This window comes from Photobacterium sp. TLY01, assembly GCF_021432065.1.
Classification (GTDB): domain Bacteria; phylum Pseudomonadota; class Gammaproteobacteria; order Enterobacterales; family Vibrionaceae; genus Photobacterium; species Photobacterium halotolerans_A.
The window spans coordinates 221317-246482 of the sequence record NZ_CP090365.1 but is presented as its reverse complement, the minus strand read 5'-3'; the positions used below and the strand labels follow the sequence as shown (position 1 = coordinate 246482).

The window sequence follows — 25166 nt, the reverse complement described above, 5'->3', positions numbered from 1 at the left end:
ATTCCCGCCAATTAGGGTTCGGGCAAAGGGAAATGTGCAGCGGGTAACAGTTTTGCTTTACCTTCCACTTGGGGGAAGCATTAGTCTGTCCGTTTTGAGCTGCATGATTGCCATGTTGGAGGTAACAGTGGGATGTTGTAATCAGCCGCCTGATGGCGGCAGTAATAATATCGGTTTGCTGGTGAAAGCGACACTGGCTCTGGCTGTTGTGATTGCGCTATTGGTCGCGTTTTTTGGCTGAGGGGCGTAAAGCGATGCCCTGCTGCAGATGCGCTATATGAGTGGTATACGGGAATAGATGTGGTTGACTCAGGATTGAAAATTGCGTATTTTGCGACCGAATTATGTTTTTGGACCACTCTGCAATGTTTTACATCCTATTCAAGAATTTTGTCAGGCGACTGTGCTCCGCGCATTAACACGGTGAAGTGTTGCTCGGAGCTGAATGTCTTCTGAATCTTCATCAGATATAGCCGCTATTCCCTGAAAAAGGGAGGGGTGAGTGTATCTGATGAATGCAGAGAACAGGCCGACGATGACCTTCATCGTCGGCCTTTTAGTTTCTGACCGCGAATCAGTCAGAAACTAGTTTCAAGATTGCTTGAAGCGAGGGGCCGGTATGCCTTGTACCGCCCCTCGTTTTTTTATGGATGTAACACAATGAGCTTACTTACAATTCAAAATCTGACTTACCACATCGGCGACAAAACCCTTTATCAGCAGGCCGATTTCACTCTGTTTCCCGGCGAGCATATCGGAGTGACCGGTAAGAATGGGGTAGGGAAAAGTACCCTGCTGAAATTGCTGCAATCCGAGTTGCTGCCCGACAGCGGCGATATTCTCTGGCAGCCAGCAGTGCAGATCGGTTATCTGGACCAGCATGCAGAATTGGATCCCCGGTTGACGGTACGTGGTTACCTGCAATCGGCATTTGCCGATTTGTACACACTGGAAGCCGAAATGATGGCCATTTACGCCTGCCCGGAGAAAAGCGCCCGCGACAGTTTCCTGACCCGTGCCGCCTCCATTCAGGCCACGCTGGAAAGCCAGTCCTTTTATGTTACTGACCACAAAATAGAGGCGGTGGCTGAAGGACTGGGGATCACCCAGTTCGGTATGGCAACACCGCTCGGCACCCTGAGTGGCGGTCAGCGTCACAAAGTCATGCTGGCTACTCTGCTGCTGGTATCGCCGGATGTATTGTTACTGGATGAGCCGACCAACTATCTTGATACCGTACATGTTGACTGGCTGGCAGATTATCTGAATAACTTTAAAGGCGCCTTCATGGTGGTGTCGCACGATAAGGCGTTTTTGAACCGGATTGCGACCGGCATCTGCGATGTCGACAGACAGCAAATCCGCAAATATAAAGGCAATGTTGAGAAAGCGATGGCACAGAAAGCCAGCGACGACGCGGCACACGCCAAGCAGTATCAGGCCCAGAAAAAGCACATTGATAAGCTCGAGCAGTTCATTGCCAAAAACGGCGCCGGTGTGAATGCGAGCATTGCCAATGGGCGCAAGAAACAGCTGGCGCGCATTGAACGTCTGGCAGCACCTGAGCCGGAGAAATCGGTGTCATTTGCCTTCCGGGCTGCGGCTCTGAGTGCCCAGACTGTGCTGGCGGCCACCGAACTGGAAATCGGATACACGCGTGCTTTGCTGCCACCCATGAATCTGTCGCTGCGCCGTGGTGAAAAAGTGGTGATTGCCGGATTTAACGGCATAGGAAAATCGACGTTGCTGAAAACTCTGGTAGGCGAGCTGGCCGTCATGTCCGGCCGGCTGGAATTATCGCAAGGTCTCAGATTGGGGTACTTTGAGCAGGAACTGCACTGGCCGTTTCAGGACGCGACACCTGTAAATCTGGTGAAGTCTGTCTGTCCCGGTCTGGATGACAAAGCGGCCAGGCAGCAGTTAGCGCGCTTTGGACTGTCCGGCAAGCTGGCCTTGCAGCCAGTCGGCTCGCTCAGCGGAGGAGAGCAGACCAAAGTGAAGTTGTGCCGTCTTGCATTGCAGCCGGTAAACTTACTGGTGCTGGATGAACCAACCACCCATCTGGATGCCACGGTGAAAGCGGCGCTGAAGCAAGCGCTGATCGACTTTAACGGGACTGTCATTTTAGTGTCGCACGAGCGGGATTTTGTCGCCGGCTGGCCGGACCGGGTGATTGATATTCAGTCTGCCGGGGTCATGGCAAAAGCGACTCTGGCCTGAGGTGAGAACAGAATAATGATGAAAATTGTATTGTTTTGCATTGCGTTTCTGGTAGGCGCTGATGAGTTGATGCTAGGGCCGATACTGGCCCCCATCGGCCATGATCTGGGCGTTGCTCCTGAGCGCGTCACCCTGTTTATTACCGCTTACAGCGTGGCCCTGGCATTGATAGCGCCAGTACTGGGGGCGTACTCTGACCGGCATGGACGCCTGGCCGTGATGATTCCCGCATCTGTCCTGTTTGGTCTGGCGTCGATCGCAACAGGGCTTGTGGAGACATTTGAGGCCGGGATAGCGACCCGGGTCGCCACGGGACTGGCCAGCGCCGGAATGTTGCCTGTGGCTTTTGCTCTGGCGGCAGACTCCGCAGGGGAAGATGCCATGAAAAAGATTGCCTGGGTGCAGTCGGGTCTGACGCTGGGAATGATTGCCAGCCCGGCCTTAGGCGCTGCCCTGGCCGAAACGGTAAGCTGGCGAGCCGCCTTTGTCGTATTGGGGATCTGTGCCTGGCTTGTTGCCGCAACGTTGTGGTATGTGTCAGGCAGGCAGCCACACCGGGCCGGGCAGATGACTGAGCACAAAGATGCTCAAGTTAAACTCTGGGCGATTCCCGGTGCTGCGGGTGCCTTGCTGGCTATGTGCTTTGGCTTGGGAGGCGGCATCGGGTTGTTTAATCTGGTTGGTCAGCATTTACGGGATACGCAGGGTGTCTCTATGTGGGTCGCAGGCAGTGTGTATGCCGGTCTTGGCGTGATCAGTGTTATCGGTAATATGCTGATGCCACGTTTGACCGGTCGGCTGGAGAGTGGGCGTCAGGTGATGCGAATTGCGCTGGGCGTTTGTGTGGTTGTCAGTGTCTGGTTTTATCTGTCTTCTGCGGAGAATCTGATTGCAGTTATTCCACTGCTGCTGCTCTGGGCTTTGGCCGGCGGAGTTGGCTCTCCGGCGCTGCAAAGCTATATCGCGGAACTGTCAGTGACTCACCGTGGTGTTCTTATGTCACTGGCCATGACCATGATGCATTTGGGCGTGGCGATCTGGTCTGGTGTTGCCGGTGTCGCGTACAGTGCCGGGCCATACAGTATGGCGCTGCTCGCTATCGCCTTGTTTGGTGCTGCAATCCTGGTCCTGCAACCCGTGAAAGCCAGACTCGGTGAATAAATAAAGTGAGAGTGATCCAGTGATATGATTCCTGCCCTGCTCAATATTGATTGGGCAGGGCAGAGGAGCTGTGTGGCTGGGTTAATTTTCCCAGTCAGACAACACCACTTTTCCTATCATTTTTCCTTGCTCGACCATGGCATGGGCCTTGCGCAGGTTTTCAGCGTTGATCGGTGTCAGGTGTTCCGTCAACGTCGTTTGCAAGGAGTCGGCATCCATCCGCTTGCTGATCTGATTGAGCAGATTACCCTGCTCAGCCATGTCATCGGTTTGATACATGGAGCGGGTAAACATGAATTCCCAGATAAAACCGGCACTTTTGCTTTTCAATGGTTCCATATCCAATGGCACATCACTTTCAACAATGCTGCAAATCATGCCCTGAGGTTTGATGACTTGCGTCATTGTTGCCCAGTGGCCTGCTGTGTCGTTGAGGCAAAAAATATAATCCACAGCCGGGAAACCAAGCTCGGCCAGCTGTGCCGCCATATCCTGCCGGTGGTTGATGGTGTGATCGGCACCCATTTCATCGCACCAGCGCTGTGTGTTTTCCCGTGATGCGGTGGCGATGACAGTCAATCCGGCAATCTGACTGGCCAGTTGAATGGCCACTGAGCCGACACCGCCAGCACCGCCAATTATCAGCAGGCTTTTCTGGTCTTGTGGGACGTCAGGATCGATTTTAAGGCGATCAAACAGACCCTCCCAGGCGGTAATACTGGTCAGCGGAAGGGCGGCCGATTCCGCCATCGACAGAGACTGCGGCTTATGTCCGACGATACGCTCATCAACCAGCTGGTATTCGCTGTTGCTGCCGGGACGGGTCATGTCGCCGGCGTAGAATACCTCGTCTCCGACGGAAAACAGGGTCACGTCATCACCCACAGCGACGACCGTGCCTGCCGCGTCCCAGCCCAGTACACGCGGCTGAGGTTCAATCTTCTCTTTTGGGGCTCTTACTTTGGTATCAACCGGATTGACCGAAACGGCCGCCACTCTCACCAGGATATCTCTGCCTGATACCGCCGGTGCCGGGAGTTCGACATCCATCAGGCTGTCTGGGTTTGTTACAGGCAAGTACTGGGTCAGTGCGACAGCTTTCATTAGGGCTTCCTCGAGTATATGGGTTGTCATAAGGATAATCGGGTTCTGCGATTCGGATTCTGCAATTAAGTGGTCTTTAGTGTATTGATTCGGAAAATATTTATAATTAGCGTAAATACGAAAACATACTTCATAAAAGCTGAATAATATGGCAAAGACAGATGACATGGCGTTGTTTGTTCAGGTGGTGAAATCGGGTGGACTGGCGGCTGCAGGGCGTAAGCTGGGGCTGTCACCTGCCAGTATGACCGCCCGGATGAATCAGCTGGAACACAGATATCAAACCCGTTTGCTCAACAGAAATACCCGGCATATTTCGATGACGGAAGCGGGCTATCGATTTTACGAGGCTTGTCTGAGAGTAGTGGAAGAAGTTGAAGCAGCAGAAGCGGTATTCACGCAATGTGAGGCGGAACTGTCAGGTTCCCTGCGCATCACCGCGCCATCGGATTTTGGCAGGCAATATGTGGCGCCGGCCCTGGCTGCGTTTTCAGAGGCCCATCCTAAGGTTGCACCGCATCTTTATCTGACAGATGGCATGGTAAAACTGGTGGATGAAGGTATAGACATTGCGATCAGGCTGGGTAATCTGCCCGACAGCAACCTGGTGGCTAAGGCGTTAGTACAGAATCGCCGTGTGGTGTGCGCATCGCCGGCTTACCTGGCGAAATCGGGATGTCCGGAGCATCCCAATGATTTGCTTTATCACCGATGTTTGGTAATGGAGTGGGCCGGACAGGTGATGAATGCGTGGCACTTTGTCACGGATAAGGGGCCCATGACGGTGGAAGTCGAGCCAGCCATGATCTGTACGGACGGGGCTTTAGTGCGTCAATGGGCCGTGGAAGGCTGTGGTATCGCGATGAAGTCCTGGTGGGATGTCAGGCAGGATGTGCTGGACGGTCGGCTAAACTTGCTTTTTGATCATCAGGTCAGAGGGTTGAGCCTCAGTGATACCGAATCGGTCGCTTTACAGCTTGTGTATCCCGGCAGGAAATTTCAGCCCAGACAGGTTATCGCCTTCGCGCAGTTTCTGAACGACTGGATGAAAAAATGAAAAGACTTCCCTGGGTTCGCTACAGGGAAGTCGCCACAGTGATTGTCTTGGCTTCAGGCTATTGAAACCTGAATATGGGAACCTTTCCGGTACAATAACTGCATGATCATGCCAGATAGTATCACCATGGCTCCCATCATGATAAAACCCATTTCAGTGATCTGAAAGTAGCTTAATGCTGCAATCAATACATAGCTCAGGCTCTGACTAAGTGTAGAGAATAATTTTAGTCCCCCTTCTATCCGGCCCCGTTCATGCACATTCACTTCGTAGTTGAGTTTATTGGTACGGGCGATACGGTTTAGTGCGTTGAAAAAGCCCAGAATCACGGTGAGTGAGACCAGAACGACAGGTGTTAACCAGACGGCCATGCTGATCAGCAGGCTTCCCATTGCGAGTACGGAGTACATCATGGCTTTTTCATGGCTGATGCGGGCCAGCAAACGGGTGACTAACAGACCGGTGAGCAAGGCGCCGATACCATAGCTCAGCGACCAGGACGCAAACCAGCTGCCACTGATATTGTGCTCAGAGAAATACACAGGCACCAGTTTTGCCAGATAAGTGAGCATCGGGTAGGTCAGGCAGGATAACGCCAGAAACAGGTAAAACGCGGGTTGGCGGGTAAAGATAGTTTTACTCTCTGCCAGCTGTCTGAAAAACGCCTGAGGTTGATGGGACGATAGCTGGCGGCGATAGGGTGTGAGCCAGTAGCTAAGTGCAGCAATGCCAGAGGCCAGCGTTGCCAGCAAGGCGAATTCGTTCATCGACCAGGACGCCAGCAGCACGATTCCCGCCGCCCCGGCACTCAGCGTCGTCAGCTGCATGACCACTTCCTGCTGGCCGGTGACTCTGGCGTAGTCTGCCTTGTCATAATTTTCCTGGGTGAAGGCATTATTAGTGCTCCAGGCGACATCATTGGTCAGCCAGAATATCAGTTGCGCCAGTGCCAGCAACCAAACCGAGTCGACCTGAAATCGGAAAGCCAGCAGGACAGACAGCGCGGTCAGTGACTGTATAACCTGAATGACGATAAGAATGGCTTTGCGTGAATGCCTGTCAATCAGTGTGGCGGTGAAAGGGGTGGCGATAAATGACAAGGCGGTGCAAGTGAGCGCGACAGCCGCCACAAAGACCCCCATGTCGCCCTGATTCAGCATGACCCAAGGCAGTGCCAGCATGAACATCCCTGAAGAAATGCCATCAAAAAAACGCCCGGTAAGATAAGTTGCAGTGCGAGACATCCGTGTTTCCTTATTCGATATTGTTAGTGATGGGGAGAGCTTAAAACCTCAAGTAAACTTGAGGTCAAGGGGTGATCATTTATGGCCAATAAATGGCAGCCGTGCTTTTAAAATTAGATGCAAGAAAACCTCAACATCACAGCCACTTTTAAGTATCCACATTGAGGTCTTTATCATGTTGGGAAAAAACGGCTATATATTATCGGGTATTGTAAAAGTATTATTAATGAGAAAAGTAAGTGGTATCGAGGATATTGATATAAACGTAGTTGCCTATTGGCATTAATCACTTTTCAGTCACTTTCATTAATCTGTATTGATGATTGCATATAATTGATTGTTTTATTAATTGCGGCGCTAGCGCAACAGATATAGTCGCTGCGCAATCGAGACGCCTTACAATAGCGAACACTGGCAAAAAAGCTGTTAAAGGCTATCTTTACCTGACGACCCCCCAAAACGCCTTTTTAAAGTAAAATTGCCTATTATGCTTTTAGCTTCGAGGTTTGCATGACAGACTTACCTAGCCCTCTACAAAATCACTTGTTGGCTGCGCTATCCCCCGACGTTCAGGATCGTCTGTTTCCTCATCTTAGACTAGTTACCTTGCCGCTGGGTAAAGTGGTGTATGAATCCGGCTCCTCAATGCATTATGCTTATTTTCCTACCGATTCTATTGTGTCGCTGCTTTATGTTATGGAGAATGGCGCATCGGCAGAGATCTCTGTTGTGGGTAATGAAGGTCTGCTTGGTATCGCTTTGTTTATGGGCGGAGAAAGTACTCCAAGCCGGGCCATTGTACAAAGCGAGGGGTCTGCCTATAAGCTTTCTGCGCAACGTCTTAAAGATGAATTTAACCGGCATGGAGAAATGCAGATTCTGATGTTGCGCTATACTCAGTCGCTTATTACCCAAATGGCGCAGACAGCGGTTTGTAACCGACATCATTCCATCCACCAGCAGCTTTGCCGGTGGCTGTTACTTTCCCTGGATCGCTTGCCGAACAATCAATTGACCATGACCCAGGAATTGATTGCCAACATGTTGGGTGTGCGTCGGGAAGGTGTCACTGAAGCGGCAGGTAACCTGCAAAGATTAGGTATAATCAATTACCACCGTGGTCACATCACAGTGTTGGACCGAACTAAACTTGAGAAGCAGTGTTGTGAGTGTTATGCCGTGGTCAAGAAGGAGACAGATCGCCTGTTACCCAGGCCAGCAAAGCAATAAAGTTCAGCCGACTGCGAAAGGAAAAGCGAAGTCGGATTGCATCTGGATTTCGGGTCGCGCATTGGTTATAAAGTTTAATGCCATTCTTGATGTTTGTATTTTATCCAAAGTGTGAATTAAATTCGAAAGGGAAGTTCTGCAAAGAACGATAAAAAGGGAGCCCGTTATTGACGGGATCCCAATATATTAACTTAACAGCTAGCATTAACGATGAAAGTCTAAGTCCGATTTCCTGTTAATACTTACCAACGTTACTTTCTTTCTTGTTGTTCTTTTTGTTGTTGTTGTTGTTGTTGTTCTTGTTCTTTTTGTTGTTCTTTTTGTTGAGCATCATGCTTACCTTGTGCTTTTAGATCATTTTCTCCCTGGTTGCGTTTTGGTTGGGGATCTTGAGGTACATTTTTTTTCTCGGGTTGGTTGGGTTTACGGGTTCTGTCCATGTTAACCTCCGGTTTATCACACTACGCGATATTGCTTCTGGTGATATAATAAGCATGGTCGTAAAAGGTTATCGCGTCTGTATGATGCCGCACTTAGTCCGTTAATAAATGATAAACTCCCTGATCGGTATTTTCATTTCTCAGAAAAGCATTATTACGGATTGCCCATGAATCCGATCTAAACGTCTTGTGAGATAAGTTGCAGTGCGAGACATCCGTGTTTCCTTATTCGTTATTGTTAGTGATGGTCAGAGGGTAAAACCTCAAGTAAACTTGAGGTCAAGGATAAAAATACAGATTATCAGCAGGTAAGGATGGGTGATGGAAATGACAGTCGGGCAGGTCGCTGAACGTGCCAACGTAAAAGTATCGGCGCTGCATTTTTACGAGCAAAAAGGACTGATTCAGAGCTGGCGAAACGCAGGAAATCAGCGCCGCTATGATCGCAGTGTGCTGCGCCGGATTGCGGTGATTAAAACCGCGCAGCAATTGGGCATGTCGCTGGAGGAAATCGGCGAAGCTCTGTCTCACCTGCCGTTGGATCACGCACCAACGCAAGAAGAATGGCAGGCGATGGCGAGTTTATGGCGACATCAGCTGGATGAACGCATCACTAAACTGCAAAAACTCAGGGATTCACTGGGCGACTGTATCGGCTGCGGTTGTCTGTCTCTGGGCCGGTGTCAGCTTCGTAACCCCGATGATGCGCTGGCCGATGAGGGAAATGGAGCGGTGTTGCTATAAAAATGAATAATAAACAGTAACTTATGTGTGTTTTGGGTTGAGTGTATATTTTCAATGACAAGGCGAAACGTGCTGATTATAATCCGCGCATTCTCCGGCTGTTGAGCTGAGTCACTTTCTTTATGCAACCGACACTGATTACCATTTTTCTGCTGCTGTGCAGTAATGTTTTTATGACCTTTGCCTGGTATGGGCATTTAAAAGATCTGAACAGTAAACCCTGGGTCATTGCTGCGTTCCTGAGCTGGGGGATTGCGCTGTTTGAATATCTGTTGCAGGTGCCGGCAAACCGCATTGGCTTTACAGTGATGAGTGTCGGGCAACTGAAAATTTTGCAGGAGGTGATCACCCTGTCTGTTTTCGTGCCTTTTGCGTTTTATTATCTGAAGGAACCGCTGAAGCTGGATTATCTCTGGGCCGGGCTGTGTATGCTGGGCGCGGTGTTCTTTATGTTCCGCAGCAAGCTGGGCGTCTGAACCCAGTGAGTGCTGGCACATCAGGCCAACCAGAGTCAAACATGAATGTTGTGCCTGCTATCTGTTAACTGCTACCTGCTTACGGCCAGTTTCTGGCTGAAAAAATCGACCGCAGCCCTGATTTTCGGCACCTGATAGCGGGGCGTGTAATACAGCAGATAGAGGCCCAGACGCTCGGCAGACAGGCAGATCGGCGCGGGCAGATCGACCTTGATCAGCTTGCCTTCATCCCTGTCTGCCTGGGTTGACCAGTCAGGCAGCAGCGCCATCACTTTTCCTGCCATCATCAGCTCACGAATATAGCGACCGGAATTGGTCACTACATACGGCTTCAGTTCCAGAGGCAGCCATTGCCCTTCTCTGACGATACCCCAGGTTAAAATGTGTTTCGGGCTCCGGTAGTACGCCAGATGGTGTGCATGCAGTTCGGTATGATCCGCTGGGAGGCCATAGCGTTCTATGTACTGAGGTGTCGCACACAGATGGGGCGTGTTATCGCATAACCAGCGCGCGTGAATCCGCTCATCGGGAAGGTATCCGCCACGAATCGCGATATCGGTTTCTGCTTTTGACAAATCGGTCAGGCGGTCAGAGACATCGATATCAAGTTTGATCTCAGGATACAGTGCCTCGAATTCACTCAGATGCGGCAGTACCTGATTGTCAAAGTAGTGGCTCATGCAACTGATCGTCAGAATGCCCGACGGGGTTTGCTGATAGGAACTCACCAGCTCTTCCGCCTGACGAATTTGCTCAAGAACCTGCTGGCATTGTGTCAGGTAGGCTCTGCCCACTTCAGTCAGGTTAATGGCTCGGGTACTGCGTTTGATGAGCTCAGTACCGAGCTGTGCTTCAAGCCAGCTCAGCTGGCGCGAGGCGCTGGAGACGGGAAGATGTAATTGCTTTGCGGCGTTAGAAATGCTGCCACACTGTAATGTGGTGACAAATACTTCCATGGCTTTGAGTTTATCCATGCTTATTTTCCCATTCTGAGCAAAAGTGTTTCTTTGTTTTGCTGTCTTATTTTCATTTTCAGCAAGAGTTAGAGTGTGCCTCAAGACAACGAAAGGAACAAGATCATGAATTACAGTGCCATTCTTCTGAAAAAACGTCCTGACATCACCATCACGTCAGATATCTTTGAAAAAGTGTCGAAGCCAGTACCGGAAATCGCAGAGGGCGAGTTTCTGGTCAAGCAAACCCACATGTCACTGGACCCGGCCATGCGTGGCTGGATGAGTGCCGATCGTGAAAGCTATATCCCGCCTGTGGAGCTGGGGGAAGTGATGCGCTCAAGCGGGATTGGTGATGTGGTGGCATCCCGACATCCGGATTTTCCTGTGGGCACCCGTGTGATGGGCATGATGGGCTGGACAGAATACTTTGTCGCCAAAGGCGGCTTGTCGCCAGTGCCGACGTCTGTGCCTCAGGAAGCTTTGCTCTCAGTGGTGGCCTTACCGGGCGTGACGGCCTATCACGGCCTGTATGAAGTGCTGAAACCACAAGCGGGACAGACACTGGTGGTGACAGGCGCAGCAGGCTCAGTGGGATCCATGGTGGGCCAGCTGGCGAAACTGGAAGGCGTGACTGTCGTCGGTGTGGCCGGCAGCGATGAGAAATGCCACTGGCTGACAGAAACGCTGGGCTTTGATGCTGCCATCAACTACCACGATGAGGATTTCGCGGCGAAACTGGCAACCGCAACCCCCAACGGCATTGACTTATTCTTCGAAAATACCGGTGGCGTTGCGCAGCAGCACATTTATCAACGCATGAATGCCCATGGCCGCGTGGCTGTCTGCGGTATGATTGCCGATTACAACACGGCGACACCACAACCGGGTCCAAACTGGATGAATATTGTGCGTAAACGACTGATGATCCAAGGCTTTACGATGCCGGATCATTTCCATCGGTTTGCCGAATACGGCCAGAAACTGGCAGCACTGATGATGGACGGCAAACTGCAGTACCGCGCCCATACGTTGCATGGCCTGGACAGTGCGATTGAAGGGATAAACCTGCTGTTCTCCGGTGAGAATAAAGGTAAGTTGATCGTCGAGCTTTAATTGCTTTCACGGCCGTATCGCTGGATACGGCCGTGTTGTACGGCTGTGTCAGCAATCAGAACTTCATCTGATCCTTGCCGGGTCGATGGCAGATATTGAGTATTTTTGATTTCACCGTTGCTTCAAACTGTCCACCAAAGCCTGTTCGGCATCATTAAAGCGTGACAAGGGATTGAACAGCAATTGTATATCCGACTCGGGTAAATCATGGTAGGGCGGTAACTGCCATAACTGAGAGCGCTTTACATGTGGCTCAGCCAAATGCAACGGGAGAACGCCGATCCCGACTCCGTTAATGATCATTCGGGTCACTTCTTCAACATGGCAGGAACTGCCACGTACATGTTGTCCGATTGACGCGAGGGCACGGATGGCGGTCACCGCCCCCATGTGTTCGCCGCCAAGCACGTCTGAAGTAAACGCCACATAGGCCTCACCCCGCAGGTCTTCCAGCTTCAATCCTTTACGCCCGTACAGGGCGTGGCCGGGTCCGCAATAGAGAGCGTACTGCTCGCGCAGCAAAAAGCGGCTCTCCAGCGATTCAGGTACGACGCCATCGCAAACACCAAGAGTGATGGTGCATTTCTCCAACTCCGACAGAATGGTGGCTGTGGTCGAGACCTCACAGGATACAGTCACCTTGGGGTGATCCCTGAAGAAGCGACTCAGAAGTTCATCCAGATAATCGCTGACCACATGGCTGATGGTCATGATGCGGATGTGCCCCAGGGTATCCGCCTGGGATTCGCTGACGAATTCCTTCAACCGGGATACAGTGCGGTAAATCGACATGGCCTCGTCATAGAGTGTTTGACCTGCATGGGTTAACTCGAAACGGCCTGGTCGCCGCTCGATCAGTTTCCGCTCCAGTGTTGATTCCAGCCGCTTCAGGGCAGCGCTGATGGTTGGCTGTTGCAGGCAGAGTCGGTCCGCAGCTGCGGTGATGCTTTGCTCCTGAACGATCACAATATAGGTGCGTAGCAAATTCCAATCCAGACGAGAGGCGAAGCGCTCAAGCTGGTTGTAGTGTGCGGATGACTCGTCCATGAGCAGGATCTCCAATGATTCGGTTGTTAGTCTATGCATAGACCAAATTTATATCAAACATAGAGTTTAACATTTAGATTAATAGCTGTTTTTCACTTAGCTTTAAACCCTAGTCGTATCTTTCTGCCTGGGGAATACACATGAATCCATCCGCCCGCCTTGATATACATTTGCAACAGTTGGCCGAGAATGCCCGGACCGTCACCGACTGGTGCCACCAGTCGGGAATCGAGATTGCAGGGGTCGTTAAAGCAGCCTGTGGTGACGCACGTATTGCCCATGCTTTTACCCAAGGTGGTATTGATATGTTGGCAGACTCCCGCCTGGAGAACATCGACCGGCTGCGGCGTGCAGGATTGCAACAACCCATGTTGTTGCTGCGTTCTCCTTCTCCCAGCCAGGCTTCACAAGTGGTTGAGCAATGCGACCTCAGTCTGAATTCGGAACTGGCCTCGCTGCGTGCATTGTCCGCTACTGCTGAACAACTGGGCAAACGTCACGCGGTCATTCTGATGGTGGAACTGGGGGATCGGCGGGAAGGCATTTTACCTGGGCGGCTGCCGGATATGGTGGACCGGATTCAGGACTTGCCGGGATTGGATCTGGTCGGTATCGGGACCAACCTCGGTTGCATTGGTGGTGTGCGTACCACGGAATACAACCTTGGGCAGTTGGTGCAATGTGCCGAACGGGTCGAGCAACAACTTCAGCGCTCATTGCGCTATATCTCCGGCGGCAATTCGGGCGCACTGCCGTTGTTGCTGCAACAGCGGATTCCAGAACGCATCAATCACCTACGTATTGGCTTTACCATCCTGCAGGGAAAAAATCCTTTCACCGATCAACCCCTGTCCGGTCTGAACACCGGTCTATTCACTTTAAACGCCGAACTGATTGAGATTCAGACGAAGGCGTCCATGCCCGAGGGAGATATTGTTGTCGACGCCTTCGGCCACGTGCCTCAGTTCGAGGATCGCGGCGACCGGATACGCGGCATCGTCGGTTTTGGACGCCTGGACACCGACCTGGCCACCCTTTTGCCGCGCGACCCCGGTGTTGAAGTCCTGGGCGCCTCTTCGGACCACCTGGTATTGGATTTGACTGAGAGCCGGCCCTGGCGCGTTGGCGATTCACTCAGCTTTGATCTCGGCTACGGAGCTTCAGTCCAGGGCATTCTGTCGCCCTATGTTCGCAAAACATTTATCCACGATGCTCAGGCTGATAGGGGGCACCGTCATCGAGCTGCCCCCAGGAGTGTCGAATAAAGCACCAGCCCCTGCAAAGGTGAGCACCCGCTGTCAAAAAAGATATTAAACACAACATTAATAATTACAACAATGAACAGGAGAGCGACCATGAGCACTCAAACCCAAATCCAAACCCAGCCAAACACGGCAGGTTTTATGGATTACGCCAAATTTATATTGCCGTCTCTGCTCGGCATTCTATTGTTTCTCGTGCCGATGCAGTTCGACGGCGAACCAACTGTGCTTATCGCCTGGTTTGCAGGCTTATTGCAGAACGCACTCGGCGATGCTCCTCTGTTCGCGATGATCCTGATCAACCTGTTTGCGGTACTGAGCGTGCTGGGGCAGTTGGGAGCACCGCCGACACTGCTTAGGACCGAACTCTACCGCGAGTTGTTTTCCGCCGGTATGTTCTGGACCCTGGTACGCTGTGTCGGTGCTGTGTTCGCAACCATGGTCTATTTCCAATGGGGGCCAGAACTACTGTGGCATGAAAACACCGGTGGTCTGATGCTGAACGATCTGGTTTCGCTGCTGTTGGTGATCTTCCTACTCGCTGCCATTTTTCTGCCGCTGCTGTTGATGTTCGGCCTGCTGGAATTCGTCGGTGCACTGTTCACCCGTTTGTTCAGACCTTTGTTTAAGTTGCCCGGACGATCTGCCGTCGACTGCATGACTTCCTGGGTCGGTGATGCGACCATAGGAGTGGTTCTGACCAACCTGCAATACGAAAACGGCCACTACACAAAGCGGGAAGCTGCCGTCATCGCCACCACCTTCTCACTGGTATCGGTCACCTTTTCCATTGTTGTTATTACTTATCTGAACCTTGCTCACATGATTGGTCCCTTCTTCCTGACCTTGCTGGTTGCTGGCCTGACTCTGGCCTTTATCATGCCCCGCATACCGCCACTATCGCGGATTGGAGACGAATACTACGAAGGGGCACCAACCCTTGATAATGAGGAAATACCTCCCAAGGGAAAATCTGTCTGGTCCTACGGTCTGGAACGCGCCCTCGCGCAGTCGCAAACGGTCACTGGCCCTGGCGTCATACTGAGGCAAAGCGCTCGCAACGTTCTGGAAATGTGGGTGGGGATCATGCCGGTGGTCATGGCGTTTGGTACGTTGGCGATTTTGCTGGCCGAATACACACCACTGTTCCGGTATCTGGGGATGCCATTTCAACCGATACTGAGTCTGCTGCAGGTACCAGAAGCGGCAGCCGCTGCGCCCGCTATGGTCGTTGGTTTCGCTGACATGTTCCTGCCTGCCGTACTCGGCTCTGGCATCGAGAACGAAATGACCCGCTTTATTATTGCCTGCATTTCGGTTACCCAACTCATCTTTATGTCCGAAGTCGGCACCGTTATCCTGCGTAGCAAGATACCGCTTAATTTTCTGAATCTGGTGGCTATTTTTCTGTTGCGCACCTTGATTTCCCTGCCCATCGTAGTCGGCATTGCGCATCTGTTGTTTTAAGCTCTCTTCTCAGCTCTCTCTGAGATGGAGAGAGCTGGGGTCGCTCTTCTTTCATGATTGCTGCAAAACGACCCGTTGGACAGACAGGGTCGTGACAGGCACTGCAAATTCTGCGTTTAGAACGTTAAATGTTCGCGTCGGGGCCAATGGTAAACATACTCATCAACCACAGTGCCGTCCGGTGCCTGCCAGGTCTGCGCACAGTACGCTGTGCCGCCCATCCGCTGATAGAAGCCGATGGCCGGCAGATTAGACGCCAGCACTTCGAGATACAGACCGTCTGACTGCGCGTGCTCAGCCATAATCTTTTTGGCCGCAGCAAGCAGTTGCTTGCCAATGCCTTGCCCTTTGATTTCAGGGTTCACATGCAGGTTATCCACCAGTGTGCCCAGTTCAGGATGCGCATCCAGCTCGATGCAGATAAATCCACACATTTGCCCGTTTTGTTTTGCAACCAGAATATGACGCTTGCTCATGGGCTGAGTTAAGCGCGAATACCAGGTCTGAAACCTGTCCTGATGGATATCGTGCGTCAGGTATTGCTCCGACAGATCGTTGCAATACACGGCCTGCCAGTTGCGAACATGCAGATCGGTAATCGCGGCATGATCGTCAAAGATGGCGTAATCAATGGTGAGCATAAGGGAGTTTTTCTCTGAACAGACTGCTTTAAAAGCATTATGCATGAATGGCGTATCAGTGGAAGCTGGCAGCAAAATTTCACCTGCAACCAGGCCGTAAAACCTTATCCGCCTCAAACTTTTGTCGCCTGAACCGTGATTTCATCCCGGTAATGAATAACACTGCTAGCGGCTGAATTACTTTCAGGGATCAATGAAGCGACTTGCAAAGCGCTTGATGAAAGTTAGCAGTGAAAAATCATAACGATAATGACGTGTACGAACAGAAAGAGAACACCACCATGTCGACAAAGACCATTCTGGTTGTGGATGACGATGTCGAAATCCGCGAGTTATTACAGGAGTATCTGGCGAAATCCGGCTATGAGGTGATCACCGCAGAAGATGGCATTGCCATGAAGCAGCAGCTTGAAGTGCATTCGCCCGATGTCATCCTGCTGGATGTGATGATGCCGGGGGACGACGGCTTTACCTTGTGCCAGTTTGTGCGGAAATCATCGGAAGTGCCGATTATGATGCTGACCGCTGCCTCGGATGAAATGGATCAGATTCTGGGGCTGGAAATTGGCGCTGATGATTATATCGCCAAGCCATTCAGTCCGCGTCAGTTGCTGGCGCGCATTAAGGCACTGTTGCGTCGCACACGCCCTGCCGGTCCGGAGGAAATCGTGCAACCGACGGCCTTGCCCCGATCGATCCGGTTCGGACACTGGCGTCTGGAGACGCTATCTCACCGGCTCTATGACCTGCAGACAGAGCAGGACTATGAACTGACGGGCGGGGATTTCAGTTTGCTGATGCTCTTTTTATCCCGTCCCAATGAAGTGCTGGACAGGGACACCATTTCCAATGCCACCCGGGGCCGTGAAGCGCTGCCGTTTGAGCGGGGAATTGATGTTCAGCTGAGCCGGTTGCGACAGCGACTGGGTGACAGCGGCAAGCATCCCAAGTACATCAAAACCATGCGGGGCAACGGCTATATTTTTACTGCACCAGTGACTTATGAAAATTAAAGAAAACCCATAAGATAATGCGGTGAGCACAAAAGTATCAGAGAATGCTGAACCTGATTGTCGTTAACGTTAAGGTAATTGAAACAAGATGGCACGATTAGAGATTCTCACCGCCCCGGATCCCCGTTTAAAAGAGCAGGCCATTCCTGTGACGGATATTACTGCTGTTCAGACGCTGGTGGATGACATGCTGGAGACCCTGTATGCCACCGCGAATGGTATTGGCCTGGCGGCGACTCAGGTTGGTCGCCGAGAAGCTGTGGTGGTGATTGATATCTCAGAGACCAGAGATCAACCTTTGGTGCTGATTAACCCGGTCGTGGCGCGTGGTGAAAATAAAGCCATGGGACAGGAAGGTTGTCTTTCAGTGCCGGATTATTACGCCGATGTTGAGCGTTATCAATCTGTGGTGGTGACTGCACTTGATCGGCAGGGAAATCCAGTAACGATAGAGCGTGATGATTTTCTGGCTATTGTGATGCAGCACGAAATTGACCATCTGAGCGGAAATCTGTTCATTGATTATCTGTCGCCATTCAAACGCCAAATGGCGATGAAGAAAGTCAAAAAAGCCGTGAAGACGATGGCGAAAACAGCGTAGAAAATAATGAATAAAATCATTCGAGTGAGCCTGATGGTGAGTCTGTTGACAGGTTGTGCCAGTAAACCGCAAGAGGAGCCCGCTCTCCATCATGCTTGGCTGGAACTGGTCGCGGGGAAAATAGAGAAGAATGGCGGTAAAGTCATCTGTGCGAATCCGTTATATCAGAAATGTATGAATATTTCTGAAGGTGCGTGTACCGTTGAAATATCACCTGCTTCGAATTATTGTGCTTCAGATTCAATCAAACGTTATGGAACGCTGTCTGAAGAAAATATAGAAGATTATTTCGTGAATTATCAGTCTTGCATGATTTTTGAACATGCTCGGCTATATGACCTTGACTGGATGGTGCCAATTCGGTGCATGAGTGAAGATGCGAATGATCATTTTGACAGTCGAGCACTTCAGATATTATTTGACTGACCACCTTCTATGAGAATGAACACACAGCGTATTCGACGTGTCGGGAAAGATCTGGATTGCCGTTTTAAACCTTCTGAATCGCAGTTTACACGGTTGATTCACTATAATGCGGCCGTTGGCGTCTGAACTGACGAGATTGCACCTAACTGGGAGGCCATGTGAAACCTGAATTTCGTCCAGTTAATGTTGATGACCATTTTTCAGTTTGCATGGCCTTCCGGCGAGATGCTTTTGTGTGCACCTTTCAGTCTGACCACGGCTTTGCGCCCTTTATTCGCGGTTATGAAGAAAGAATGCGTGCCCGGCTGGTGGACCCCCGCTGGTATTACATTCATATCTGGGAGAATGACCAGATTATTGGCCAGCTGGAGTTTAAGTCTTATTCCGATCAAGCCGAAACAGGCTATATCCACCTGATTTACCTTATTCCTGAATACCGTGGCTCCGGTGTGGCCGATGCCGCACAGCGGTTTATGGCAGATACGCTTTCTCAGGCGGGCTGTCAGGCAATGTTGTTAACGGTCAGCCGCACCAACGAAAGGGCGTTACGCCATTACCGTCGCTGGGGCTGGCAGCGTGTGGGCGAGGATGGCAGCCTGCGCGGTACGGACATTTACCGCCGCGACATTCGGATACATCAGGACGGTGAATGGGTCCTTTGTTAGGACTGCGGCAATCCAGAAATTCCAGTTCCTGGTTCAGGATACACCACGATTGCTGGGGCTAAGTTTTGGCCGCAAACGGAAATGAGTGTGTCCAATCATAAGGTCAGTGAAACCGCTTATGGCACGGGCTTTCGCTACCTGATCGCCCGCCGGTACGGCCTGCATATCGATATTGCTTTCAGTGACGAAGAAAGCGCTTTTTACTTCAATATGGGCTCGGGGTTCTAACGAAAGTAGGTGAAAGTCGAGAGGTCTGAAGGAGAGATGCGGACGTGCCGGGGCGAGATTTTGCGACGCATACCGACTACTTTCCTTCATTCTGGGATCTCTGTTCTGGCAAGGCCACCGTGTTAACTGGGATACTCCTGTGAACGCAAACAACATAAAGACACAATGATTAGAGCATTTACAGACACAGACATGGAGCCGGTACTGGATATCTGGCTCAATGCTTCACTCAAAGCGCACGATTTTATTTCCCCGAATTTCTGGCAGTCACAGCTCGATAACATGCGAAACATGTATCTGCCGGCTTCAGAAGTGTACGTCTGGGCTGAAAACGGGACAGTAAAGGGATTCTATGCCCTGTACCAAAACCAGCTGGCGGCCATTTTCGTCAAACCCGATGTGCAGGGCAAAGGGATAGGGAAAGCACTGCTCAACCATGCCAAAAAACGGCGCGAGTCGCTGTCGCTGAATGTGTATAAACGCAATGATGCGAGCTATCGCTTCTATCTTTCTCAGGGCTTTCGTGTTCTTGGCGGTAATATTGATGAACATACCGGCGAAGGAGAATGGGTGATGGGGTACGAGGCAGTGTAGGCGGTTCCTGAGTGCGGGTGGTACTCAGGAACCTCTGAATATCTACATCTGTCGCATCAGTGCAGCCATTGCTATGCCGGCAGCAATAGAAAGCAGCGGTTTTTTCAGCACCAGGGTACCCACAGCGGTTACCAGGAGTGCCGCTTGAGCTCCCGTATCTCCCTTGATGAACATGGGCGCAATAATTGCAATGAGCACAGAGCCTGACATCGCCGAGATAAACTGCTGAACACGCTGGCTGATGGGAATGTAAGACATAATGAATACACCTCCCCAGCGGGTTGCAATTGTCACCACCGCCATGATGATGACGAGTAACAGTGTGCCCATTTCCGAGGTATCAATGCTCATGGTTATCTCCTTTCAGGAATACGCCCGTGATGCCACCTGTGAGTGCACCAACAATCACGTGACTGTTTTCTGGCAGATACAGGTAAGCGGCAATCGATGAGGCGGCCGCCGCAGCCCAGATCACGTACGTTTTATTGTTTTTGCTGCCTCCCAGCGCCATGGTGAGCAGGAAACACCCCATCACCATGTCTACGCCAAAGGCGGACGGATTTTGGATGGCATTGCCGAAATAAAAACCAACCCAGGTCCCAATCATCCAGAAAAACCAAATGGCGATGCCGCCGCCGAACAGTAAACCCAGTCCTTTGGCCGTCTCATTTTGAGCAAAAGCCCGCATCGACAGCGCCCAGTTGGCATCGGAGGCAACCAGCATCACGCCATAGCGGGTGGCCGGATTCAGGGAACGAATATGGGGATACAAGGTTGCTCCGATGAGCAAATGCCGGGCATTAATGGCAAAGACTGTGATGGCTAACGGGAGCACTGGCACCTGGGTTCCCCAAAGGTCTAAAGCCGCGAACTGCGAAGCCCCGGCAAACACAAGGGCGCTCATCAATACGGCGGCAGCGTCATTCAGTCCTTCCTGAGCCGCAGCCAAACCAAAAGCGGCACCAAAGACGAATACGAACAACGAAATAGGCACTAAGCTGACAAAACCTTGTTGTATCGCATTCAATTCAAGCTTCAATTCTTGCGTATGCATCAAAACCATCACTTTGAATATTCAGAGATTGTCGAAACAATAAACTGGAATAGGAAAATCCAAAAGCGCATATTCAGAAATTATCCATTTGACAATCGAATGAATGCGCTAGCAGGACTGACAGCCAGATTGGCTGAAGCGTTTTGTAGCTGTCATTGATGCCGGGTCCTGGCGTATTTTACCTTCAGAGAAAGCCGGATGATGGGCGACAGGAATTAGGCATTGGCATGTACTTGCACTGCCTAATTCCCGTCCTGCAGACATTAATTTCCGCTGTTGATCATCATTTCTAACCGATAGTCAGCGACTTCGTTCCGGCGTGCGGCAGATCGCATCATATACACCCGGACTTTGTAATCACCAGACGCAGGCAGCTTTCCCTCATACTGGTTCTCACTGACAGAACCGTTAAACATGGCAGCTTCGTTTTCACCAGGTGCCAGTATGTTGAAATAGGTGGCGGTGTTCTTGGTTGCCATGCTGACGTTCATCTGCTGGCCTTCTTTGGCATTCAACACGTAATCAACAACCTCATAGCCCTTGATGCTCCCTTCGATCACGGCGCCGTTCGTGCCTTTCTGAAATTGAACGCGTTCAGTGCGAATATCATCGGCAGTTACCGCAACCGAGGACATCAGGAATAAACTGTAGAGTAAGAGATTCAGGAATTTACTATTCGTAAGGTATGTTTTCATACAATTTTCCTACTGTTTCAAGAAGTCCAATGTCTTGCTGTTGGGTTAACATTTAAAGGCTAACATTGCCTGACAGGTTGCAACAGTATGGCTGGTTGGCTCTGATCTGCCAGTTTGTTTTGTCTTGACACACATTCGGTGGCTGAAGTCGTACGGTTGAAGAGGTTGTTGGCGCTTTTTGCGCCGACAACCTGACATGTAGGGATGAATTCTTCTATGTGATTTAGATAAGGATGGGGATAGTGAATGTCGAGTTTATAGCTTATTTCTTGCTGTATATGAAGTATTGCAATATCAGTGTTAATAATACTGCTACCACTTGTAATAAAATGTATTGGTCTAAAAGTCTATCAAAGTCTTTAATTTCTTTAATGATGCAATAGACTGAGTAAATAATAGTTGAACATATCAATGAAGTTGTTAGTAAAGTTTTTTTTAAATCTTTATTGATCGATGAATGCCATGTTTTTTTGGTGATGAATAATGTTAAGTACATACCGGAAATAAAGAATGTCGCTCCTGCCGGGCTGCTTTCATTATAATTACTAAAAAATATCTCTGAAAATGATATTGAAATCAATAAGGCGATTGCAGCAACGAGGATGAAAACAAGAAACCCTTGTATTGTAATGAGAGAAAAACTTTTAAATTGATTCATGTTAGTATTAGACACGGTATTTCCTATGATTAGCCCGGAAGCAAGATAGCGATACACTTTCTCGTTGAAAGTAAAGGAAAATTAGGCGACCATATAAAACGTATGGTATTATCTTAAGTTTATTTATTAGGACATTATCACATAATTATTGGGAAAAATGACTTTTCTTACAGGTATCCTGTCGTCCTACATTAGTGAAATATCATGATATTGAGCGAATAATGAATTGTTTAACATAGCCTGATTAAGTTAACAGTGGCTGAATCTCAGCCACTGTAATTGTAATCAACAGTTATGCTTTAGACACTTCTGGCGGGGTGCGTCTCCCTGCCATTCCCCGCATCCATGTCATCAATGGGCGTTCGAATAAGTAGTAACTGAATGTGGAAATGCAGATCAGCGCAGCGGTAAACAAAAGGATACCGGTCAATACAATACCAGCAGATGTTTGTGCATACCACCATGCGGTCCAGTCTGGGTTAATGTGATGGATAACTTCCACCCCAGCTAATAGCAAGACAGAATGCCAAAGGTAAATGGAATAAGAGATATCGCCCAAAAATTGCGTGACTTTATTATCGAGTAAGCTGAGCAACAACGAAGATCGTTTTTCCTGATTGGCCGCAACGAGTACTAAGATTGCAAACAGTACATAAGTCGCCATAGTGACTGTGTAGCTGATGCTGAATTGAAGTACTGTGATTAACGCAATGATGAGCGCAAACAGTATCCCATCGTGATTGATCCAGCTTTTCGTTCTGGGACCGAATGAGATCCGGGATAACCACAGACCTAATGTGAAGCCGCAAAGGCCACGGACAAATGCATTCAGTGTTGAAGTGATATCCAATGTTCCATGCATGTTCACCATACCGCTTAGTACCAGCATAATCAGGACTGGCAGCCAGGCATTGCTTTTTGCTGATCGCAAAAGCACTGATATTAGCAACGGAAAGACCATATAACACAGCCATTCAATACTCAGTGACCATCCCGCAATGTTCCAGCTTAAAGGCTGGGAAAGAATACCATTTACCAGGAACAAATTGGGTAACAGGGTCTCGGTTCGGTTAAACGGGCCGGTAAAAGGAGGAATTCCCGTGGCACCCCAAGCATCAAATAATGGGCCGGCATAAAAGCCTATGTGGTGTACCGATTTGTAATATTCCCAACTAAAGAGTACGGCCAGAGTGACAAAGAACAGAGGATAAATACGACTGAAACGCAACCACATAAACCCTCGCCATTTTTTGAAGCTACTGCCTGTGGCGAAAGTTGATTGATAAACATGCATCATGACAAAGCCACTCAAGATAAAAAAGATATCCACCCAGAGATAACCGTTTTCCAAAAAATGAGTGGATTGCGCAATACTGTCCCGCCATTGCGGAAACAAAATTAAACGGGCATGAAAATAGGTAACGATGAGCGCAGCAATACCGCGAATCGGTGTTAATAAAGGGAGTTGACCTTGCATGTCTTAGTCCTGTTTTTATGTTTTCTGTTCTTGCAGAAATAGGCCCCACGGTGGGTTATGAGTAGCCCTGATACTATTCGTGATTATTTTATGGCAAGAATTAATAGGTGTCTTGTTGCATTTATGCAGTAGAGTGTTGGGAGAGAAAAATCGTGATTGTCGTGGCGTATTAAATGTAAGCAATTGAAATATTGAAAGTTAAATACAGTGTCAGTGCATACGCTTCCGCTGCAAAAGCGTATGCATCTGTGCTCTCTTTGTTCGCCCTCATCATTTGTGAGCAGCTACCAATGATGGGATATTGATACAGTATTTAATAGTGGTTCGGATCATCCGGCACTGACCAAACGATCAATCATTCCTTTAATCGCCTTCATCTGCGGGGCGTCTTTGGTGTAATAGTTATAAGGTGGGTTGTTCAGCGTGCCGTATCCCCAGAAATCCCAGCAACCACGTGGGTTGTAGGGGATAAAATCAGACTTTTTCACCTGCGGGAAAAGTACGATGATCTCGTTGGTATCGGCAATTTCCAGATAACCGGTTTCTCTGATGTAAGTGGTACCAATAAACGAAATACCCTGGCGACAGCCATGGACAGCGACATGTACTTTACAGGATACCGAGCGGCAACTGGCGGGAATATAGACATACGCTGTGTCATCCATGCTGGTGGTGGAACTGCTGATGAATTCACTCTGATCGAATGCCACTAAGTCTCCATCTGGCGTTGCCGCAGGGGGATTCAGCGGACCATAAATGTGTGCCAGAATTCGCTGTGCCTGTGGGATATCACAGTTATTGATATAAGGGGATTGCGTGAGATCGCAGGGGGTATCTGCCGGATCGCTGGTGATAAAGGCATGGCCGGCATTGACGCTGCTGTTATAGCGGATCTGCGAGTCAGGCATCCCCAGTTTCCGGTAAAAGTTGACTGCGGAATCGACCACACCTGTGACGACTGTTTCATCCAGCCGGCCCGAAAAAAGGTAAACCTGATCATTTTTCAGGTGCTGAGTATCGTCTATCCGGCCGTTGTTTGCAGTTACTTTCGCTAACTCAGCTAAGTATCCGCTGTTGGGAAACAGGCTTGATGAACAGCCATTCAGGCTATTTTCACAGGGGTTCATGCAAGTGGTTGTCGCGTTGATCAGCGGGTTCACAAACGGGTTGTTACCCGCGCAATTCCAGGGACCTCCCGCCACAATTCCTGCTCCGACCAGCGATTCAGAAAAGGCGACATGAAATTGCGCTGCCATGAAGCCACCGGACGACAGACCGGAAATCGAGGTTTGATTGGCTTGCGCATTCAATGGCGGCAGCAGCACGGTTGTTGCGTGCGCTGAAACAGAAAACAGCAATGTAAATGTCAATAAACGTTGTAACAGAGTGTGCAACATTCTGAACTCCTGTCTGATGAGATTGACGTCCTTGTCGTACGCTTTGAGCGTGAGTCTGGAAGGAGTATAGGTGCGAATAAGCAATATGTTGCGCAAATGTGAATTTCAGATTTGAATCGAAACGAGGGTGACTTTGAAAGTGGCTGAATGGACAGCCACGGCCTGGGGTATTGTGGTTTTATCTATATCGACGATT

General features: G+C 50.0%; 26 protein-coding genes and 1 pseudogene. 16 read left to right on the top strand and 11 right to left on the bottom strand.

Annotation, left to right across the window (positions count from 1 at the left end; genetic code table 11):
• The first annotated feature begins 112 nt into the window (after positions 1 to 112).
• The 3 genes from LN341_RS21810 to LN341_RS16690 all read left to right on the top strand — a co-directional run bounded on the left by LN341_RS21810 (position 113) and on the right by LN341_RS16690 (position 3381).
• Complete coding sequence (locus LN341_RS21810; RefSeq protein ID WP_255783147.1) at positions 113 to 241, top strand: hypothetical protein; 129 nt, start codon at positions 113 to 115, stop codon at positions 239 to 241.
• A 419-nt stretch (positions 242 to 660) separates the two neighbouring features.
• On the top strand, positions 661 to 2220 hold the full coding sequence (locus tag LN341_RS16695) for an ABC-F family ATP-binding cassette domain-containing protein (protein ID WP_234206116.1): 1560 nt from the start codon (positions 661 to 663) through the stop codon (positions 2218 to 2220).
• A 15-nt stretch (positions 2221 to 2235) separates the two neighbouring features.
• Complete coding sequence (locus LN341_RS16690; protein ID WP_338048223.1) at positions 2236 to 3381, top strand: MFS transporter; 1146 nt, start codon at positions 2236 to 2238, stop codon at positions 3379 to 3381.
• An 81-nt stretch (positions 3382 to 3462) separates the two neighbouring features.
• Here the strand turns inward: LN341_RS16690 and LN341_RS16685 are convergent, their stop codons facing one another.
• On the bottom strand, positions 3463 to 4485 hold the full coding sequence (locus tag LN341_RS16685; protein ID WP_234206115.1) for a zinc-binding alcohol dehydrogenase family protein: 1023 nt from the start codon (positions 4483 to 4485) through the stop codon (positions 3463 to 3465).
• A gap of 148 nt (positions 4486 to 4633) precedes the next feature.
• Here LN341_RS16685 and LN341_RS16680 point away from each other — a divergent pair, with 148 nt between their 5' ends.
• On the top strand, positions 4634 to 5542 hold the full coding sequence (locus tag LN341_RS16680; RefSeq protein ID WP_234206113.1) for a LysR family transcriptional regulator: 909 nt from the start codon (positions 4634 to 4636) through the stop codon (positions 5540 to 5542).
• A gap of 53 nt (positions 5543 to 5595) precedes the next feature.
• Here LN341_RS16680 and LN341_RS16675 read toward each other — a convergent pair whose 3' ends face one another.
• On the bottom strand, positions 5596 to 6786 hold the full coding sequence (locus tag LN341_RS16675) for an MFS transporter (RefSeq protein WP_234206111.1): 1191 nt from the start codon (positions 6784 to 6786) through the stop codon (positions 5596 to 5598).
• Positions 6787 to 7296: 510 nt separating this feature from the next.
• On the opposite strand from LN341_RS16675, the gene LN341_RS16670 reads away from it, so the two are divergent.
• Complete coding sequence (locus LN341_RS16670; RefSeq protein WP_120512701.1) at positions 7297 to 8016, top strand: Crp/Fnr family transcriptional regulator; 720 nt, start codon at positions 7297 to 7299, stop codon at positions 8014 to 8016.
• Positions 8017 to 8267: 251 nt separating this feature from the next.
• On the opposite strand, the gene LN341_RS16665 is transcribed toward LN341_RS16670, so the two are convergent.
• Positions 8268 to 8456: a hypothetical protein gene (locus LN341_RS16665; protein ID WP_234206109.1), complete on the bottom strand. Its 189-nt coding sequence runs from the start codon at positions 8454 to 8456 to the stop codon at positions 8268 to 8270.
• A 321-nt stretch (positions 8457 to 8777) separates the two neighbouring features.
• On the opposite strand from LN341_RS16665, the gene soxR reads away from it, so the two are divergent.
• Both soxR and LN341_RS16655 read left to right on the top strand, forming a co-directional pair.
• Entirely contained in the window at positions 8778 to 9200 is a 423-nt protein-coding gene (soxR, locus tag LN341_RS16660; protein WP_234206108.1) for a redox-sensitive transcriptional activator SoxR, read from the top strand.
• Positions 9201 to 9322: 122 nt separating this feature from the next.
• Entirely contained in the window at positions 9323 to 9676 is a 354-nt protein-coding gene (locus tag LN341_RS16655; protein ID WP_027250786.1) for a DMT family protein, read from the top strand.
• Positions 9677 to 9747: 71 nt separating this feature from the next.
• On the opposite strand, the gene LN341_RS16650 is transcribed toward LN341_RS16655, so the two are convergent.
• The gene (locus tag LN341_RS16650; RefSeq protein ID WP_046221636.1) at positions 9748 to 10650 is read right to left on the bottom strand and encodes a LysR family transcriptional regulator; all 903 of its coding nucleotides are present in this window, start codon (positions 10648 to 10650) and stop codon (positions 9748 to 9750) included.
• 105 nt (positions 10651 to 10755) lie between these two features.
• On the opposite strand from LN341_RS16650, the gene LN341_RS16645 reads away from it, so the two are divergent.
• Positions 10756 to 11745 (top strand): NADP-dependent oxidoreductase, encoded by a 990-nt coding sequence (locus LN341_RS16645; RefSeq protein WP_234206106.1) that lies wholly within the window; start codon positions 10756 to 10758, stop codon positions 11743 to 11745.
• A 111-nt stretch (positions 11746 to 11856) separates the two neighbouring features.
• Here the strand turns inward: LN341_RS16645 and LN341_RS16640 are convergent, their stop codons facing one another.
• On the bottom strand, positions 11857 to 12792 hold the full coding sequence (locus LN341_RS16640) for a LysR family transcriptional regulator (RefSeq protein ID WP_046221634.1): 936 nt from the start codon (positions 12790 to 12792) through the stop codon (positions 11857 to 11859).
• 140 nt (positions 12793 to 12932) lie between these two features.
• On the opposite strand from LN341_RS16640, the gene LN341_RS16635 reads away from it, so the two are divergent.
• Together LN341_RS16635 and LN341_RS16630 are read left to right on the top strand one after the other, a co-directional pair.
• A complete protein-coding gene (locus LN341_RS16635; protein ID WP_234206104.1) occupies positions 12933 to 14057 on the top strand; it encodes an alanine/ornithine racemase family PLP-dependent enzyme in 1125 nt (374 codons plus the stop codon).
• 90 nt (positions 14058 to 14147) lie between these two features.
• Positions 14148 to 15521: a YjiH family protein gene (locus tag LN341_RS16630; protein WP_234206103.1), complete on the top strand. Its 1374-nt coding sequence runs from the start codon at positions 14148 to 14150 to the stop codon at positions 15519 to 15521.
• A 116-nt stretch (positions 15522 to 15637) separates the two neighbouring features.
• Here the strand turns inward: LN341_RS16630 and LN341_RS16625 are convergent, their stop codons facing one another.
• Positions 15638 to 16162 carry a GNAT family N-acetyltransferase gene (locus LN341_RS16625; protein ID WP_234206101.1) on the bottom strand — a complete coding sequence of 175 codons (525 nt, stop codon included), beginning with the start codon at positions 16160 to 16162 and terminating at the stop codon, positions 15638 to 15640.
• Positions 16163 to 16443: 281 nt separating this feature from the next.
• Between LN341_RS16625 and LN341_RS16620 the strand changes: the two genes are divergently transcribed.
• The 6 genes and pseudogenes from LN341_RS16620 to LN341_RS16595 all read left to right on the top strand — a co-directional run bounded on the left by LN341_RS16620 (position 16444) and on the right by LN341_RS16595 (position 19689).
• Positions 16444 to 17175: a response regulator gene (locus LN341_RS16620; protein ID WP_234206636.1), complete on the top strand. Its 732-nt coding sequence runs from the start codon at positions 16444 to 16446 to the stop codon at positions 17173 to 17175.
• A gap of 88 nt (positions 17176 to 17263) precedes the next feature.
• Complete coding sequence (gene def, locus LN341_RS16615; RefSeq protein ID WP_046221631.1) at positions 17264 to 17776, top strand: peptide deformylase; 513 nt, start codon at positions 17264 to 17266, stop codon at positions 17774 to 17776.
• Positions 17777 to 17782: 6 nt separating this feature from the next.
• A complete protein-coding gene (locus LN341_RS16610; RefSeq protein WP_046221630.1) occupies positions 17783 to 18202 on the top strand; it encodes a hypothetical protein in 420 nt (139 codons plus the stop codon).
• 158 nt (positions 18203 to 18360) lie between these two features.
• Positions 18361 to 18867, top strand: a complete 507-nt coding sequence (locus tag LN341_RS16605; protein ID WP_200896222.1) for an N-acetyltransferase — start codon at positions 18361 to 18363, stop codon at positions 18865 to 18867.
• 108 nt (positions 18868 to 18975) lie between these two features.
• Positions 18976 to 19095 (top strand): annotated as a pseudogene (locus LN341_RS16600) (glyceraldehyde-3-phosphate dehydrogenase); the annotation flags it as partial.
• 165 nt (positions 19096 to 19260) lie between these two features.
• A complete protein-coding gene (locus LN341_RS16595) occupies positions 19261 to 19689 on the top strand; it encodes an N-acetyltransferase (RefSeq protein WP_082095824.1) in 429 nt (142 codons plus the stop codon).
• Positions 19690 to 19731: 42 nt separating this feature from the next.
• Here the strand turns inward: LN341_RS16595 and LN341_RS16590 are convergent, their stop codons facing one another.
• The 5 genes from LN341_RS16590 to LN341_RS16570 all read right to left on the bottom strand — a co-directional run bounded on the left by LN341_RS16590 (position 19732) and on the right by LN341_RS16570 (position 24970).
• Positions 19732 to 20040 carry an AzlD family protein gene (locus LN341_RS16590; protein ID WP_046221628.1) on the bottom strand — a complete coding sequence of 103 codons (309 nt, stop codon included), beginning with the start codon at positions 20038 to 20040 and terminating at the stop codon, positions 19732 to 19734.
• Complete coding sequence (locus tag LN341_RS16585; protein WP_234206100.1) at positions 20030 to 20743, bottom strand: AzlC family ABC transporter permease; 714 nt, start codon at positions 20741 to 20743, stop codon at positions 20030 to 20032. The genes LN341_RS16590 and LN341_RS16585 overlap by 11 nt, the downstream gene beginning before the upstream one ends.
• Positions 20744 to 21006: 263 nt before the next feature.
• Positions 21007 to 21438, bottom strand: a complete 432-nt coding sequence (locus tag LN341_RS16580; protein WP_234206098.1) for a hypothetical protein — start codon at positions 21436 to 21438, stop codon at positions 21007 to 21009.
• A gap of 950 nt (positions 21439 to 22388) precedes the next feature.
• The gene (locus tag LN341_RS16575) at positions 22389 to 23573 is read right to left on the bottom strand and encodes an acyltransferase (RefSeq protein WP_234206096.1); all 1185 of its coding nucleotides are present in this window, start codon (positions 23571 to 23573) and stop codon (positions 22389 to 22391) included.
• Positions 23574 to 23902: 329 nt separating this feature from the next.
• Positions 23903 to 24970: a poly(3-hydroxybutyrate) depolymerase gene (locus tag LN341_RS16570; protein WP_234206094.1), complete on the bottom strand. Its 1068-nt coding sequence runs from the start codon at positions 24968 to 24970 to the stop codon at positions 23903 to 23905.
• Positions 24971 to 25166: the final 196 nt, after the last annotated feature.

Bases quoted from the DNA above. Each gene is read 5' to 3' on its own strand.
- LN341_RS21810 (WP_255783147.1), top strand. From the start codon at position 113: ATGTTGGAGGTAACAGTGGGATGTTGTAATCAGCCGCCTGATGGCGGC.
- LN341_RS16695 (WP_234206116.1), top strand. From the start codon at position 661: ATGAGCTTACTTACAATTCAAAATCTGACTTACCACATCGGCGACAAA.
- LN341_RS16690 (WP_338048223.1), top strand. From the start codon at position 2,236: ATGATGAAAATTGTATTGTTTTGCATTGCGTTTCTGGTAGGCGCTGAT.
- LN341_RS16685 (WP_234206115.1), bottom strand. From the start codon at position 4,485: ATGAAAGCTGTCGCACTGACCCAGTACTTGCCTGTAACAAACCCAGAC.
- LN341_RS16680 (WP_234206113.1), top strand. From the start codon at position 4,634: ATGGCAAAGACAGATGACATGGCGTTGTTTGTTCAGGTGGTGAAATCG.
- LN341_RS16675 (WP_234206111.1), bottom strand. From the start codon at position 6,786: ATGTCTCGCACTGCAACTTATCTTACCGGGCGTTTTTTTGATGGCATT.
- LN341_RS16670 (WP_120512701.1), top strand. From the start codon at position 7,297: ATGACAGACTTACCTAGCCCTCTACAAAATCACTTGTTGGCTGCGCTA.
- LN341_RS16665 (WP_234206109.1), bottom strand. From the start codon at position 8,456: ATGGACAGAACCCGTAAACCCAACCAACCCGAGAAAAAAAATGTACCT.
- soxR (WP_234206108.1), top strand. From the start codon at position 8,778: ATGGAAATGACAGTCGGGCAGGTCGCTGAACGTGCCAACGTAAAAGTA.
- LN341_RS16655 (WP_027250786.1), top strand. From the start codon at position 9,323: ATGCAACCGACACTGATTACCATTTTTCTGCTGCTGTGCAGTAATGTT.
- LN341_RS16650 (WP_046221636.1), bottom strand. From the start codon at position 10,650: ATGGATAAACTCAAAGCCATGGAAGTATTTGTCACCACATTACAGTGT.
- LN341_RS16645 (WP_234206106.1), top strand. From the start codon at position 10,756: ATGAATTACAGTGCCATTCTTCTGAAAAAACGTCCTGACATCACCATC.
- LN341_RS16640 (WP_046221634.1), bottom strand. From the start codon at position 12,792: ATGGACGAGTCATCCGCACACTACAACCAGCTTGAGCGCTTCGCCTCT.
- LN341_RS16635 (WP_234206104.1), top strand. From the start codon at position 12,933: ATGAATCCATCCGCCCGCCTTGATATACATTTGCAACAGTTGGCCGAG.
- LN341_RS16630 (WP_234206103.1), top strand. From the start codon at position 14,148: ATGAGCACTCAAACCCAAATCCAAACCCAGCCAAACACGGCAGGTTTT.
- LN341_RS16625 (WP_234206101.1), bottom strand. From the start codon at position 16,162: ATGCTCACCATTGATTACGCCATCTTTGACGATCATGCCGCGATTACC.
- LN341_RS16620 (WP_234206636.1), top strand. From the start codon at position 16,444: ATGTCGACAAAGACCATTCTGGTTGTGGATGACGATGTCGAAATCCGC.
- def (WP_046221631.1), top strand. From the start codon at position 17,264: ATGGCACGATTAGAGATTCTCACCGCCCCGGATCCCCGTTTAAAAGAG.
- LN341_RS16610 (WP_046221630.1), top strand. From the start codon at position 17,783: ATGAATAAAATCATTCGAGTGAGCCTGATGGTGAGTCTGTTGACAGGT.
- LN341_RS16595 (WP_082095824.1), top strand. From the start codon at position 19,261: ATGATTAGAGCATTTACAGACACAGACATGGAGCCGGTACTGGATATC.
- LN341_RS16590 (WP_046221628.1), bottom strand. From the start codon at position 20,040: ATGAGCATTGATACCTCGGAAATGGGCACACTGTTACTCGTCATCATC.
- LN341_RS16585 (WP_234206100.1), bottom strand. From the start codon at position 20,743: ATGCATACGCAAGAATTGAAGCTTGAATTGAATGCGATACAACAAGGT.
- LN341_RS16580 (WP_234206098.1), bottom strand. From the start codon at position 21,438: ATGAAAACATACCTTACGAATAGTAAATTCCTGAATCTCTTACTCTAC.
- LN341_RS16575 (WP_234206096.1), bottom strand. From the start codon at position 23,573: ATGCAAGGTCAACTCCCTTTATTAACACCGATTCGCGGTATTGCTGCG.
- LN341_RS16570 (WP_234206094.1), bottom strand. From the start codon at position 24,970: ATGTTGCACACTCTGTTACAACGTTTATTGACATTTACATTGCTGTTT.